Origin of the sequence: Caballeronia temeraria, assembly GCF_001544795.2 — a bacterium.
Taxonomy (GTDB): Bacteria; Pseudomonadota; Gammaproteobacteria; order Burkholderiales; family Burkholderiaceae; genus Caballeronia; species Caballeronia temeraria.
Genome location: NZ_FCOI02000013.1, coordinates 129,509 through 143,050, shown reverse-complemented (window position 1 = coordinate 143,050; position 13,542 = coordinate 129,509). Strand labels below are relative to the sequence as shown.

The 13,542-nt window shown below is 59.9% G+C and carries 14 protein-coding genes; 10 read left to right on the top strand and 4 right to left on the bottom strand.

The window, feature by feature from the left end; genetic code table 11:
- Positions 1-427: 427 nt before the first annotated feature.
- Positions 428-1,861 carry a spinster family MFS transporter gene (locus AWB76_RS19850; RefSeq protein ID WP_061161845.1) on the top strand — a complete coding sequence of 478 codons (1,434 nt, stop codon included), beginning with the start codon at positions 428-430 and terminating at the stop codon, positions 1,859-1,861.
- A 74-nt stretch (positions 1,862-1,935) separates the two neighbouring features.
- Positions 1,936-2,904, top strand: coding sequence for a PDR/VanB family oxidoreductase (locus AWB76_RS19845; RefSeq protein WP_061161844.1), 969 nt, complete (start codon positions 1,936-1,938; stop codon positions 2,902-2,904).
- A 2-nt stretch (positions 2,905-2,906) separates the two neighbouring features.
- Here the strand turns inward: AWB76_RS19845 and AWB76_RS19840 are convergent, their stop codons facing one another.
- Positions 2,907-3,827: a LysR family transcriptional regulator gene (locus AWB76_RS19840; protein ID WP_061161843.1), complete on the bottom strand. Its 921-nt coding sequence runs from the start codon at positions 3,825-3,827 to the stop codon at positions 2,907-2,909.
- A 159-nt stretch (positions 3,828-3,986) separates the two neighbouring features.
- Here AWB76_RS19840 and AWB76_RS19835 point away from each other — a divergent pair, with 159 nt between their 5' ends.
- A complete protein-coding gene (locus AWB76_RS19835; protein WP_061161842.1) occupies positions 3,987-5,270 on the top strand; it encodes an aromatic ring-hydroxylating oxygenase subunit alpha in 1,284 nt (427 codons plus the stop codon).
- Positions 5,267-5,767, top strand: coding sequence for an aromatic-ring-hydroxylating dioxygenase subunit beta (locus AWB76_RS19830; protein ID WP_061161841.1), 501 nt, complete (start codon positions 5,267-5,269; stop codon positions 5,765-5,767). Before AWB76_RS19835 ends, AWB76_RS19830 begins: the two co-directional genes overlap by 4 nt.
- Before the next feature lie 16 nt (positions 5,768-5,783).
- Here the strand turns inward: AWB76_RS19830 and AWB76_RS19825 are convergent, their stop codons facing one another.
- Complete coding sequence (locus tag AWB76_RS19825) at positions 5,784-7,253, bottom strand: PAS domain-containing sensor histidine kinase (RefSeq protein WP_061161840.1); 1,470 nt, start codon at positions 7,251-7,253, stop codon at positions 5,784-5,786.
- Between the two features lie 221 nt (positions 7,254-7,474).
- Here AWB76_RS19825 and AWB76_RS19820 point away from each other — a divergent pair, with 221 nt between their 5' ends.
- The 5 genes from AWB76_RS19820 to AWB76_RS19800 are packed head-to-tail and all read left to right on the top strand — an operon-like array spanning position 7,475 to position 11,463.
- Positions 7,475-8,638 carry an acyl-CoA dehydrogenase family protein gene (locus AWB76_RS19820; protein ID WP_061161839.1) on the top strand — a complete coding sequence of 388 codons (1,164 nt, stop codon included), beginning with the start codon at positions 7,475-7,477 and terminating at the stop codon, positions 8,636-8,638.
- A gap of 35 nt (positions 8,639-8,673) precedes the next feature.
- Positions 8,674-9,051, top strand: a complete 378-nt coding sequence (locus AWB76_RS19815; protein ID WP_061161838.1) for a hypothetical protein — start codon at positions 8,674-8,676, stop codon at positions 9,049-9,051.
- A gap of 4 nt (positions 9,052-9,055) precedes the next feature.
- A complete protein-coding gene (locus AWB76_RS19810) occupies positions 9,056-9,574 on the top strand; it encodes a nuclear transport factor 2 family protein (RefSeq protein ID WP_061161837.1) in 519 nt (172 codons plus the stop codon).
- Positions 9,571-10,707 carry an amidase gene (locus tag AWB76_RS19805; protein ID WP_061161836.1) on the top strand — a complete coding sequence of 379 codons (1,137 nt, stop codon included), beginning with the start codon at positions 9,571-9,573 and terminating at the stop codon, positions 10,705-10,707. Before AWB76_RS19810 ends, AWB76_RS19805 begins: the two co-directional genes overlap by 4 nt.
- 12 nt (positions 10,708-10,719) lie before the next feature.
- A complete protein-coding gene (locus AWB76_RS19800) occupies positions 10,720-11,463 on the top strand; it encodes an SDR family NAD(P)-dependent oxidoreductase (RefSeq protein ID WP_061161835.1) in 744 nt (247 codons plus the stop codon).
- Between the two features lie 8 nt (positions 11,464-11,471).
- On the opposite strand, the gene AWB76_RS19795 is transcribed toward AWB76_RS19800, so the two are convergent.
- Entirely contained in the window at positions 11,472-12,104 is a 633-nt protein-coding gene (locus AWB76_RS19795) for a response regulator transcription factor (protein ID WP_061161834.1), read from the bottom strand.
- Between the two features lie 290 nt (positions 12,105-12,394).
- On the opposite strand from AWB76_RS19795, the gene hpaC reads away from it, so the two are divergent.
- Positions 12,395-12,931: a 4-hydroxyphenylacetate 3-monooxygenase, reductase component gene (hpaC, locus tag AWB76_RS19790; RefSeq protein WP_061161833.1), complete on the top strand. Its 537-nt coding sequence runs from the start codon at positions 12,395-12,397 to the stop codon at positions 12,929-12,931.
- A 39-nt stretch (positions 12,932-12,970) separates the two neighbouring features.
- On the opposite strand, the gene uraD is transcribed toward hpaC, so the two are convergent.
- Positions 12,971-13,495 (bottom strand): 2-oxo-4-hydroxy-4-carboxy-5-ureidoimidazoline decarboxylase, encoded by a 525-nt coding sequence (uraD, locus tag AWB76_RS19785; RefSeq protein ID WP_061161832.1) that lies wholly within the window; start codon positions 13,493-13,495, stop codon positions 12,971-12,973.
- Positions 13,496-13,542: the final 47 nt, after the last annotated feature.

Here is a 13,542-nt window from a genome sequence, read left to right as displayed (position 1 = left end):
CCTCCTCCTGCTACGTACTTGCGTCGCCATCGATGCGACTGCTTATAGGTTTTTGATTTTTTGGCGTCAAGCTTTCTAATTCTTCTCGTATCGTGACCGCCGCGCAATTCTAGGAATGCACGATTGAAAAACGCCCGCGAGCATGTATAGGCGCTCGTACCTATTTCAGGATTTACTTCAGAAGCTGTTCTCTTCTTCGAAAGCTAATAGTCAGCGTCGATCCAGCCCTGATATCGCGTTTCTTATGAATTGAAGTCTGTGTTTTTCCTCCGGACGCGGCAAATCAGTCAAAAGCGCGTCCATCGATAAAGCTCACTTATGCCCATTTAAATTTGCCGCGCTGATATCGGCGTCCCTTTTCGGCGAATTTGACGCGGACAACTGTCGCATCGACACTGCCGTCCGAGCCCAGCTACGGAGACACACGATGCATTCGCCAAGCACCACGAAGCCCAACCGAAAACGCTATTCATACGAGTGGTATGTCGTCGTCATCTGCATGCTGGCTTATGTGTTTTCCTTCATCGACCGGCAGGTGCTGGCGTTGATGATCGAGCCGATCAAGCGCGACCTGCATCTGACTGACACGCAATTCAGTCTGCTGCATGGCTTCGCATTCTCGCTCTTCTACGCGGTCATGGGTATGCCGATCGCATATCTCGCGGACCGCTTTGCCCGCCCGCGCATCATCGCAGCCGGCATTGCCCTGTGGAGCATCGCGACGGCCGCATGCGGTCTGAGTCAGAGCTTCGTGCACATGTTCGTCTCGCGCATGAGCGTGGGTGTAGGGGAAGCCGCCCTTTCGCCGGGAACCTATTCGATGCTCGCGGATTTCTTTCCGAAGGAAAAGATGGGCCGTGCGATCGGCATTTATTCGCTCGGATCGTTCATCGGTGGCGGTATAGCCTTTCTCGTGGGCGGTTATGTCATTGCACTGCTCAAGCACGCAACGTTGTTCACATTGCCGATCGTCGGCGAATTGCGTGCATGGCAGTTGACGTTCTTTATCGTCGGGTTGCCGGGACTTCTGATCGCGTTCGTTTTCATGTTGACCGTGCGCGATCCTGAGCGAAAAGGTCTTGCGCAAGATGGCGCGGGCAAAGTGAAACGCGTCGCGATGGGGGATGCGCTGCGCTTCATCGCCAGTCATCGCAAGACGTTCTTCTGCCACTACCTCGGCTTTTCGTTCTACGCGATGGGCCTTTATTGTCTGATGGGCTGGACACCCGCCTTTTACATGCGCCGCTTCGGTCTCACGCCAGTCGAGACGGGCTATATGCTCGGCATCGTGATGCTCGTCGCCAACACGACAGGTGTGTTCTGCGGGGGCTGGCTCAACGACTGGCTGCTGCGCCGCGGACGCACCGATGCGCCGCTGCGCGCCGCATGGATCGGCGCGGCCTGCATGCTCGTTCCTGCAATTGCATTCACGCAGACGACGAGCCTCAACGCATCGCTCGCATGGCTCGTTGCAGCGATGTTCTTTGCGTCGTTCCCTCTTCCGACTTCCGCCGCCGCGATGCAGGCACTTGCGCCCAATCAGATGCGTGCGCAGATCTCCGCGATGTTTCTGCTCGTATCGAACCTCATCGGTCTGGGTCTCGGCACGACGCTCGTCGCGCTCATCACCGACAAGGTGTTTGGTTCGCCGCTCGCGGTCGGCCAATCGATGGCCATCATGAACGCCGTGGCGATTGTGCTGGCTGCCGTGCTGCTCTTCGCCGGATGCCGACCTTATCGATCGAGTCTGGAGCACGAAACGCGTGAAGCACGCGTGATCCACGATACGACTGAATCAACCGTGAGCGTAGTTTCGGCCGAAAGCAATATCCGCACGATTGATATGAATCGCGCTTTTTAATCTATTTTGCTTATTCGATGAGTGGCGTTACGCTCGACGCATCGTTCTCTGGAACACACTGAAAAGGCAGCATCATGCAAGCTCAAACCTTCAAGGTTCGCGTCGACGCCCTGCGCGAGGAAGCCCACGGCGTGCGCTCGTTCAGCATCTCGCGTGTCGATGGCCTGCCCTTCGAAGCCTATGAACCGGGCGCACATATCGATGTGACGAGTCCATCGGGCATCACACGGCAATACTCATTGTGCGGCGATCCGGCTTGCCGCGACTCGCATCTCTTCGCCGTTAAAAAAGAAGAGCAATCCCGTGGCGGCTCGCGTTCCCTGCATGACGAAGTGAGCATCGGCAGCGAGTTATCGATTGGGGCGCCGCGCAATCTGTTTCGTCTCGAAGAAGGTGTCAGCGAGCATATTCTGATCGGCGCGGGCATCGGCATTACACCCTTGCTTTCGATGGCGTATCGCCTCGTCGCAATCGGCGCACCCTTCGCGCTGCATTATTTCGCGCGCAGTGAAGCACATGCGGCGTTTCTGCCGCTCCTCGCGCGCGCGCCATTCGATAAGCACGTCAAGCTCCATTTCGGCGTCGAGCCCGATGCACTCTTCGATGAGCTCGATGCCTGTCTGCAGGATGCGGACGAGAACGCGCACGTCTATACCTGCGGCCCGTCGCCATTCATGGACGTGGTCGTGAACGCCGCACAAAAGCGCCTGCCTGCCAATGCCGTTCATCTCGAACGTTTCAAGGCGGAGCCGCAAGCGGACACGGAAACATCGCTCGATACCTTCGACGTTCAACTCGCCAGCACCGGGCAAACCGTGCGCGTCGATGCCTCGACGTCCATCGTCGACGCGCTCGCGTCGATCGGCATCGAAGTGGATACGTCATGCGGTGAAGGTGTCTGCGGTACCTGCATGGTCGATGTCGTGAGCGGCGAACCCGAGCATCGCGATCATTGCCTGAGCAAGGCCGAGCGCGCGAGCAATAGCGTGATCTGTTGCTGTGTGTCCCGTTCTCGCTCGCCTGTGCTCGTGCTCGACCTCTGACTTCATAACCTCTCGAAGCCCGCAAGGATGTCGGTCATGAGGCCGCGCATCCACGCGATGCCTTCATCCTCGTGAAAGTGCTCGTGCCAGTGCATCGTCACGGCTGCCTTGGGCAGTTGAACGGGCAATGCATAAATGCGAAACGCATCGTTTCGATTGAGGATATGCGCGAGCCGCTCGGGCAATGTCGCAAAGAGATCCGTAACCGCAAGCACGCCGGGCACGGCGACGAAATGCGGCAGTGCGAGCGCTATATTGCGTCCGACGCCTTGCGAGCGCAGGGCGTCGTCGAGTGCGTGATGGCTGTGTTCGAGCGAGCGAACCTGAACGTGCGACGCCGACAGAAACTGATCGAGACTCAACGTCTCCCCTGCGGGAAGGCCTGTGCGCTTTCTCGTCATGCACACATAGGCTTCCTCGAACAGCAGCGCGTGACGCGTGCGCGGCAATAGCGAAGGCAGATTGCCGATTGCGAAGTCGAGCCGGCTCGACCGCATTGCCTCCTCGATTTCCTCTACAGGTAACGGCTCCACGAGCAGCTTCACGCGCGGCGCGGCTTCATGCAGCGCCTGGCATATCGCGGGCAGATACGCCATTTCTCCGGCATCGGAAAGCGAGAGCCGAAAGGTGCGATTGCTCGTCGATGCATCGAAGCGCTCGGCAAAGCGCAATGCCTCGCGCACGGTATCGAGCGCGCGACCGACGATCTCGGCAAGTTCCAGCGCAACAGGCGTTGGCTGCATGCCCGCGCGCGTCCGGATGAAGAGCGTGTCATCGAAAAGCGTGCGCAGGCGGCCCAGCGAGTAGCTCACCGCTGGCTGAGAAAGCGCGAGCCGTTCACCGGCTTTGGTGAGGCTGCGCTCTTCGACGATCGCCTGAAATACACGCAGCAGATTGAGATCGACATGGTCGAGGGATGTCATCGGGAACTCTCAAGATATCGGCCGGATTGATCCAGCACCCGTTTTTTAATCGATTTGACGCATGATCTTCGCAAAGCGAGACTGATGTCAACGAGAGGATGTGCCGATCAACATCGCTATTCCCGTGTTAGCCGATCAACTTCACCCTATATCGAACCGATGAGTACGCCGACCACCCAAATCATCGACACAAGCGCGCTCGGCCGCCGCGCGCAAGCGGATCGCATCGAGCCGTCGCTTTACTACGATAGCGATCTCTTCGAAGCCGAACTCGAACGCATCTTCTATAAGACGTGGATCTGGGTCGCACATGAAAGCGAGTTGCCGAAGCCAGGCGATTTCGTGACGACGACCATCGGCCGCCAGCCGGTGATCGTCGTGCGCGACAAGAGCGGCGCCGTACACGTGCTGCAAAACCGCTGCCGTCATCGCGGCGCCACCGTATGTGAAGAGCACAAAGGCAATGCAAAAGGCTTCACGTGTCCGTATCACAGCTGGTCCTATGCGCTCGATGGCGCGCTGCGCGCATTGCCTTATGGCGACGGTTATGAAGGCGTCTGCGAAAAAGGCGATCTGCCGCTCAAGAAATTGCGCGTCGGGATCTATCAGGGCTTGATCTTCGCGAGCTTCAACGAAGCAACCGAACCACTGGAAGACTTTCTCGGCGGAGCCAAACCGTGGATCGACCTCTTCATGAAGCAAGGCGCAGGCTATCCGATCAAGGCCAACGGCGAGCACAAGTTCAAGTTCAAAGGCAACTGGAAGATCCAACTCGAAAACACGACCGATCTTTATCATTTTCCGGTCGTGCATAAATCGTGGATGAAATCGATCGACGACGAAACCGCGGCCGCCATCACGAGTTTCATGACGAGCGACGATGCCTTCTGCCGCTCGCTCGGAAATGGCCATAGCCTTGCGGTGCTGGTTCCCGAACTCGTCGATCTCGACAAGGACGACGGCGCGCCGTTGCCGGAGCGTTTCAACGATCTCGCCGCAAAGCTCGCCGAGAAACACACGCCGGAGGAAGTGCGCCGCATCGTGCGCTCGCTGATGGGCGTGGGCTTCAATCTGAATCTCTTTCCGAATCTCGCGCTCTCGATGGCGTTCTTCCGTGTCTTGCGTCCCATTTCCGCAGAGGAAACGGAAATTCGCCACGTCGCACTCGCGATGGATGGCGGACCCGAGGAAGCGAATCGCGTGCGCCTGCGCATACACGAACACTTCCAGGGCCCGTTCGGCTTTGGCAGCCCCGACGATGCCGAAGCATGGGAACGCGTGCAACGCGGCTCGCATGCGGGCCCTGATGTGCCGATTCTCGTCAATCGCGGCCTGAACCGCGAAACGACTGCAGCGAACGGCGAAAAGACCGCGCACGCCACGGACGAAACCGGCATGCGTGAAGCGTACAGGCAATGGCGCGCAATGATGGAGCAGGCATGATGGACGATCGCAACGCACTCTTCTCTCAACAGACGTTCGCGCGCGCGATCGAATTCATCTGGCGTGAAGCCGAGTTGCTCGATCGGCGTGACTATCGTGCGTGGCTCGACATGTGGGACCCGCAAGGCTTCTATGTGGTGCCGATCGATCCGAACGCGACCGACTTCGCCGCGACCCTGAACTATGCCTACGATGATCAGCACATGCGCGAGTTGCGCGTGCAACGCATGACGTCGGGCTATTCCGCGTCCGCATCCGACGCGGCGCGCACGGTGCGTACCGTTTCGCGCTTCACCTTGTCGAGCGACAGCGCGGACATCGTGGAAGTGAAATCGGCGCAGGTGATCGTTGCCTACAAGCGCGGCGTATCGACGATCTTCGCCGCCGATCTCACGCATAAGATCAGTTTGGCGAGCGGCGAACCGAAGCTGATCGAAAAGGTTATTCGCCTGATCGATTCGACCGAAGCGTTGAGCGCAATCGGCTTTCTGCTTTGAAATGCGGAACATCGTGTCAATCCGCGCGATGGGACAAGGGCAACGCGACGCAGCACTCGAGCCCACCGCTTGCCGCGCGTTGCGCCCAGATACGCCCTTCGTGCCGCGACACGATGTTCTTGCACAACGACAAGCCGATGCCGTTGCCGCCTGCCTTGGCCGAAGAAAAGCCGTCGAACAGGCGTTCGAGCGCATCGTCTGGAACGCCCGGTCCGTTATCGATGACATGAAGTTCGGCCGTGTCGCCCTTCATCATCGTGGCGAGCGTGACGATGCCCGTCGACGCCTTCCCGCCACTCAACGCTTCGACGGCATTGAATGCGAGATTGAGAACGACTTGACCGATGAGCACGCGCTCGCAGCGTATCGGCAATGGCTCGCGCGATTGTTCGATCATGACCGTTACGCCTTCATCGCGCGCGCGCAATTGAATGAAGTACGCGACATCCGCGAGCACGTCGCGAAGATCCGCCTGAGCTTCCACAGGCTCGCGCTTCACGATGAACTCGCGCACGCTCTTGATGATGTGTGCCGCGTGCTCGGCTTGCCGGTCCGCTGCTCGCAGACCCCAGATCGCGCTATCGATGGAATCCGGTTGTGCAAGCCGCTGTATCGCGCCCTCGATGAAGTTGCGAACGGCGGCGAGTGGCTGACTCAACTCGTGCGCGATCGCCGTGGCCATTTCGCCCATCGCGTTATAGCGCCCCGCGTATTCGAGCATGCGCGCTTCGTTGCGGCGTGCTTCTTCTATCGCCACTTCATCGCTGATATCGCGGAAATGCACCAGCGTGCCGTCTTCGATATCGATGCGCCTGCACGTGATACGCAGCCATCGCTTCGCGCCGTCACGCCGCGTGATCGCATAGCGTTGGGCGGGCGTCGAATGCTGTCGCGTCGCGCTGCGCAACTGAGCGACCAGCCGCTCGCGGTCCTCTCTCGTGCAATAGTCGAGCGCGACGCCGAGCGCTGCATCGCTCGCGACGCCGAGCACGCGCCTGCCCGACTCGCTAATGAAACTTACCTTGCCGCGCGGCGTCAGCACTGCGACGCCCTCGCCCAGATCCTGCATGTACTCCCGCAAGCGCGATTCATAGCGACGCAACTTCTGACGCATCGCGTCTTCCGCGCTGATGTCACGGAACTGCACCATCACCACTTCGTTCCCGGAGAGCGGCACGTAGGTGGCGATCGCCTCGGACAACATGTCGACGCCCGCGCGCGAGCGATAGCACCATTCGTAGCTTTGCGGCCCTTCGGTGATGGAACGGTCCATCGCGTTCACGGCTATTTCGCGGCGATATCGGATGTCGTCGCGCGTCATGTCGTGCGCCTTGAGCGGAAGCAATTCCTCCACCGAAAAGCCGAGTGCGATGCACGCCGCGCGATTGGCCCAGACGATCGCCTTCGTCCGCGCGTCATGCAGCAACACGCATTGAGTCAGTGCGTCGAGCAGGCGTCGAAAATCGTCTTCAGCGGGGAAGTTCATATTGGCGCGGGGAAACAGGGCTGCAACGATAACCATAACATCGGCGCGCCTTGGACGTCCCTAAAGATTTCTTTATCCGACCGGGATGCATCACCGATCCCGGCGCTCGCCTTCCCAATTGTTTCCATCTTTTTGCGTTTCTAGACTGGCATCAATCTGTGCGGCGTCAACGCACTTCCATTTATTTTCATGCGCCATACAAACGAAAAGGAGACGTCCCCATGTCAGCATCCGCGACTGCCGTCGCTATACGCGATCAATTCGATGACGTGACGCTCGACGACGTCATCACCGAAATCGCCGCACGTCGCGACGAATTCGACCGGCTGTCACACGTGCCGCGCGATGTCATCGAAAAGTTGAAGCGCGTCGGGATCTATCGCGCGGCTACGCCCAAACGCTTCGGCGGCGATGCGCGCGCACCTGGCGAATTCCTCGGGATGATCGAACGCATTGCAGTCGCCGACGGCTCTGCCGCGTGGGTCGCGAGTTTCGGCTCCGCGAATCTCTATCTCGCCGCGTTGCCGCTCGCGACTCAGGAACAGATTTATGCCGATGGCCCCGATCAGGTGTTTGCCGGCGGACTGTTCCCCGTGCAGAACGCACAAGCCGCGCCGGGCGGATATCGCGTGAACGGCACGTGGAAGTTCGCAAGCGGTTGCAAAGGCGCAGACTGGCTCGGTGTAGGCATCGGCACGGGCAAACCGGGCGAAGCGCCGGGCAAGCCGCGCACCGCGGTGTTCCGGCCGTCACAGGTGGAGATCGTCGAGAACTGGAACGTCGTCGGCATGCAGGGCACCGGCAGTCACGACTTGCGCGTGACGGATCAGTTCGTGGATGAAGACTGGACCTTCGTGCGCGGCGGCGCATCGACTGTCGATGAACCGCTCTATCGCTATCCGACCATCGCTTACGCGGCGCAAGTGCTCGCTGTCGTAAATCTGGGTCTCGCGCGCGCGGCCCTCGATGTCGCCAATCATATGGCGGGCGGCAGGAAGACCACGACCGGCGCGCCCCAACTCGCGGATCGCGCGTATTACCGAATCGAGCTTGCAAAAGCCGAGGCGCAATTGCGTTCCGCGCGCGCGTTCTTCTATGAATCGACGTACAGCGTCTGGCAATCGATTCTCGCGGGCAATGAAGTCACCCCGGAACAAGTCAGCCTGTTGCGCCTTTCCGCCACGCAGATTGCACGCGAAGGCGCGGACGTCGTGAATCGCGCCTATCGGCTGGGCGGCACGATGGCGATTTATCGAACGCATCCGTTGCAACGACTCATGCGCGACGCGATGGTCGTCACGCAACACGCATTCCTCGGCGAAGGCAATTACGACGGCGCCGGTGCCGTGTTCGTCGGCGTGCCGCCGATTCCCGGCTATCTCTGATCACTTTCATCGAATAACGACAGGAGCAACGCTACATGACCGATAACCGAAATCTCCCTTTGCGCGTGCTCTTTTGCTGCGGCGTGACCCAGAACTTCTTCGATCTGCCACGCGAGGAGATCGGCGATGTATGGCAAGCCTACGGCAAGATGCTTGCCGCCATCGAAGCGATGGAAAACGTGCGCGTGCTAGGCGTCATGGACGACGATCGTCTCGTCGTCGGTCAGTCCGATGGCGCGCCGTGGACGTTCTACATCATGGCCGACGTCGCCGATTTCGACACGGCCGTCGCCGTGTGCAATCTCTATCGCACGACGCCCGTTGGCGACTATAACCTCTGGCGTTATGGAAAGATCGAAGCGCGCGTGGGGCGTGCATTGACGGTTCCGGCCGCTGCAACCAATAACGCATGACGTTATGACGCAAATCACCATCGATGCGTTACTCGCAAGACTTCACGCACTCGAAGCACAGAACGAAGTGCGCAAGACCATCGCGCGTTATATGGCGCTATGCGACGTGCCTTGTGCGCCACTCGAAGGGGAATCGCTATCCGCGCTTTTCACCGATGACGCTATCTGGGAAGGTATCGGCCCGCACTATGCGCAAAAATTTGGGCGTCTGCAAGGACGCGCGGCGATCGTCGAAATGCTGCAACGTTATCTGCCGCCGTCACCGCATTTCACGACCAACGTGCATTTCCTGACGTCGGAGCATATCCATGTCGATGGCAATATCGCCAAAGGACGATGGATCATGTTACAGGCATCGGGTTATGTCGATGCGAAGGCCGAGCTTATCGCCGCGCGCCTGGAAATCGATTTCGTGCCGATCCAGCGCAATGGAAATTACGCATGGCTGATTCGGCATTTCCGCACCGAGCGCCTTTTCAACGCGCCGTGGCAAGTCAACGTTCGCAAGGAGACGAACGCATGAGCGCCTTTATCAGCGAGTTCGATTTGCGCGCGCGAGACGATGCCGATGGTCCGACCATCGCGATCAAGGACAGCATCGATGTTGCAGGTTATCCGACCACGGCAGCCAGTCGCGCGCTCTCCGATGCACCGGCTGCAATCGAGCATGCCGATGTCGTGCAGCGTCTGCTCGATGCGGGCTGGCGCATCAAGGGCAAGGCCAACATGCACGAGCTTGCGTTCGGCATGACCGGCATCAATGACTTCACCGGCACACCGCTGAACCCTCAGGACGCGACGCGCATTCCGGGCGGATCGTCGAGCGGGTCGGCTTCGGCTGTCGGACTCGGGCTCGTCGATGCCGCGCTCGGCACCGATACGGGCGGCTCCGTGCGCGGCCCTGCTGCATGCTGCGGCGTGATCGGATTGAAGCCGACCTTCGGACGCGTATCGCGACGCGGCGTGGCACCGGTCGAAACGACGCTCGATTGCGTCGGCCCGTTCGCGCGCGAAATGCGCATCTTGATCGACGCCATGTCCGCGATCGATCCATCGTTCGATGCGCGCATTGCACGGCGCGATGCAGCGACGGTTCGCGTCGGCATTGTTTCCGTGGTTGCGGATGAAGATATCGTTAAAGCGGTCGGACAGGCCGTGCATCGTGCAGGACTCGCATCAGGCGATGTCGAACTGGCATCGATGGCCGATGCCTTCGCCGCCGGTCTCGCCGTCATCAACGCGGAGACATGGCATGCGTTCGGTCATCTCGTCGAGACCGGAAAGATAGGCGCGGATCTCGATGCACGTCTGCGCATGGCATCGAACACCACTACTGCTGATCTCGAAGCCGCGGAGAACGTGAGGCGCATCTTCACGGCCGCTGTGAATCGCTCACTAGAAGACGTCGATGTGCTCGCGCTCCCGACCCTGCCCGCGTTTCCGATCACGCTCGAAGCGGCGCGCGCGGGAACATCGGTGATTGCTATGTCGTCGTTGATCAGGCCATTCAATCTCAGCGGACATCCTGCACTGAGCTTGCCTCTTCCGGTGCTAGGTTCATCGCTCAAGGCCGGCTTGCAGATCGTCGGGCGCAAAGGCGCGGATGAGCAAGTCTGCGCGGTCGCGGCGCATGTCGCAGCCGCGTTCGCTCAATAAAAGGAACTGAAGATGTCGAATAGAATTGCGCTCATTACGGGCGCCGCGCGCGGCCTCGGCGCGGTCGTCGCGCGCCGCCTTCGTGCTGCGGGCTACAAAGTCGCCCTGGCCGATATCGCAACCGATGCAACGCACGCGCTCGCACGTGAGTTGAGCGCTGACCAAAGCAGTGCATTCGCGGTCGAGTTGGACGTCACGTCGAAGACGCACTTCGAACGTGCGCGCGACGCGGTGCATGAACGCTGGGGCCGTATCGATGTACTCGTCAACAATGCGGGCGCGTCCAAGGTCGTGCCTGTCATGGACATCACCGCCGAGCAGTTCGATCAGGTCATCGATGTCAACCTGCGCAGCGTGCTTTTCGGCTGTCAGGTCTTCGGCCGCTATTTCGCGGATCGCGGCGCGGGGCGCATCGTCAATATCGCATCGCTCGCGGGACAGAATGGCGGATCGGCCACCGGCGCGCATTACGCGGCGGCCAAAGGCGGTGCGATTACATTGACCAAAGTCTTCGCGCGCGATCTCGCCGCGCACGGCGTGACCGTGAACGCGATATCGCCTGGCCCGCTCGATCTGCCGATCGTGCATGAAAGCGTGCCCGCCGATAAGCTCGACAAGGTGATTGCAGGCATTCCCGTCGGACGTCTCGGTTCGGCCGAATACATCGCCGATGTCGCGGTGCTGCTTGCATCACCCGATGCCTATTTCGCCAATGGCGCATGCTGGGATGTGAACGGCGGCCTCTACATGCGTTAGCGCGCGGGTTATGCGGGCTCGTCGTCGGGCGGGCTCCATACTTCGAGCACGTCACGCACGAGCGTGGCGATCGAAGCCGCGCCGAGCTTGTCCTTGATGCTCGCGCGATGCACGTCGACGGTCTTTACGCTGATGGAGAGATCGGCGGCAATGCGTTTGCTCGCCTTGCCTTCGATCACGCCGCGCAGGACTTCCTTCTCGCGCGTCGTCAGAGACTCGACGCGTTCGCGCAACTCGCGCTTGCGCTGATCTTTCGCATGACGCTGTGTCGCGAGTTTCATCGCACGCTGCACACGATCGAGCATTTGCTGCGAGTTATAGGGCTTCTCGACGAAATCGATCGCGCCATGCTGAAGCGCACGCACGGACATCGGAATGTCGCCGTGTCCGCTCACGAAGATGATCGGCAAGGTCGCGCCACGGCGATTGAGTTCGGCTTGGACGTCGAAGCCACTCGTCTCCGGCATGCGCACATCGAGCACGAGGCACGCGGGGCGGCTCATATCGAACGCACGCAAAAACTCGGCCGCGTTCGCGAAGCCTTCCGACTTCACGCCGACGGAATCGAGCAGCCATGCAAGCGAGGTGCGCATGCCATTGTCGTCGTCGACGATATACACCACAGGAGCCGGAGAATTCATTGCGATTGCTCTTTCGATGCGCGCATCAGGGGCCATGCGCGCCGGGGGATTCGGCTGTCTCATCGCAAAGCCTCGTTTATTGGAAGAACAATGATAACCAGCCGAAATTCACCGCGAAAGTCCCTTCTTTACCTCGATTGCGTCAGATAGGTAAAAGCTTTAGTGCGCTCGGTAACCACACCGGACAGGCTGGCTGATCATGCCGATTTTTTTTGTGCGTTTCAGCGCGTACGCTTGATTCACGATTTGCTATACACAACATGAACATGAAACGAACAGGAGACGCTCCCATGTCCGCGCTGCCCCGTCCCGACCTTTCCGATATCGATCAGGCGCGCAAGATGTTCCGCCAGGCCATGGCCCATCTGGGCGCCGCAGTGAACGTCATCACCACGACCGGCACGCATGGCCGCTGCGGCATCACCGCCAGCGCGGTGTGCTCGGTCACGGATGCGCCGCCCACGTTGCTCGTCTGCATCAACCGTTCGAGCGCGATGCATGCCGCATTCGTGAACAATCGCAATGTATGCGTGAATGTATTGCCAGGGCATCTCGAACAGATCGCGCGGCACTTCGCGGGGCTCACGCCATTGTCGATGGAAGAGCGGTTTTCATTGCCCGTATGGGACGAAGGCGCGAACGGCGTACCCGTCTTGCGCGATGCGCTCGCGAGCCTGCAGGGCACCATCGTCGAGGCGAAGGAAGTGGGATCGCACTCGGTGATGTTCGTCGAAACCACCGCGATCCGCGTACGCGACGATGGCGACGGCCTGATCTATTTCGATCGCAACTTTCATCGCGTGCCGCGTGCGTGCGCCGCGCAGTGAATGAATGGAGGAGGCTGACATTGCGTCAGCCTCGTTGACTCAATTCAATGTGGATAGTCGCGCATTCAGACGCGCTCGCGTGATCGCCGCGATTTGCGCGAGGGCCTCGTCGAGTTCCTGCTGCGTGCTGCGCCCGATGCGACGCTCCAGCGCACTGAAAATCCCCTCACGCGTGTAATGCCGCACGCAGATGATGAACGGAAAACCGTGGCGCTCCAGATAGGCCGCATTGAGACGATCGAGAGAAGCTTCCTGCTCCGTCGACATTGCATCGAGTCCGGCGCTCTTTTGTTCCGCATCCGAATCCGCCGTCATCGTTCCCGAACGAATGTTCGCGCCGGAAAGTAGCGGGTGGAGATTGAGAAATGCGCGCTGACTCTTGTCGTCGAGCTTGCGGATGACATCCATCATGGCGTCATGCAACGCGCTGGCGGAAGCGAATGGCCGCACGCTCCACGCGCCTTCCGCCGCTTGAGGAAAATGCTCGAACACGCTGGCAAACGCACCGACAAAGGCAGTGCGATCCAGCGAGTTGACCGGCTCCAGATTGATCGGCTGTGACATGAACGGCTCTCCTATGGCATATCGATGGCGATTCGTGCCGAGTATAG

Coding starts and splice junctions, on each gene's coding strand:
- AWB76_RS19835 (WP_061161842.1), top strand. CDS start 3,987: ATGAGTACGCCGACCACCCAAATCATCGACACAAGCGCGCTCGGCCGC.
- AWB76_RS19820 (WP_061161839.1), top strand. CDS start 7,475: ATGTCAGCATCCGCGACTGCCGTCGCTATACGCGATCAATTCGATGAC.
- AWB76_RS19845 (WP_061161844.1), top strand. CDS start 1,936: ATGCAAGCTCAAACCTTCAAGGTTCGCGTCGACGCCCTGCGCGAGGAA.
- AWB76_RS19800 (WP_061161835.1), top strand. CDS start 10,720: ATGTCGAATAGAATTGCGCTCATTACGGGCGCCGCGCGCGGCCTCGGC.
- uraD (WP_061161832.1), bottom strand. CDS start 13,495: ATGTCACAGCCGATCAATCTGGAGCCGGTCAACTCGCTGGATCGCACT.
- AWB76_RS19805 (WP_061161836.1), top strand. CDS start 9,571: ATGAGCGCCTTTATCAGCGAGTTCGATTTGCGCGCGCGAGACGATGCC.
- AWB76_RS19795 (WP_061161834.1), bottom strand. CDS start 12,104: ATGAATTCTCCGGCTCCTGTGGTGTATATCGTCGACGACGACAATGGC.
- AWB76_RS19825 (WP_061161840.1), bottom strand. CDS start 7,253: ATGAACTTCCCCGCTGAAGACGATTTTCGACGCCTGCTCGACGCACTG.
- AWB76_RS19850 (WP_061161845.1), top strand. CDS start 428: ATGCATTCGCCAAGCACCACGAAGCCCAACCGAAAACGCTATTCATAC.
- AWB76_RS19815 (WP_061161838.1), top strand. CDS start 8,674: ATGACCGATAACCGAAATCTCCCTTTGCGCGTGCTCTTTTGCTGCGGC.
- hpaC (WP_061161833.1), top strand. CDS start 12,395: ATGTCCGCGCTGCCCCGTCCCGACCTTTCCGATATCGATCAGGCGCGC.
- AWB76_RS19810 (WP_061161837.1), top strand. CDS start 9,056: ATGACGCAAATCACCATCGATGCGTTACTCGCAAGACTTCACGCACTC.
- AWB76_RS19840 (WP_061161843.1), bottom strand. CDS start 3,827: ATGACATCCCTCGACCATGTCGATCTCAATCTGCTGCGTGTATTTCAG.
- AWB76_RS19830 (WP_061161841.1), top strand. CDS start 5,267: ATGATGGACGATCGCAACGCACTCTTCTCTCAACAGACGTTCGCGCGC.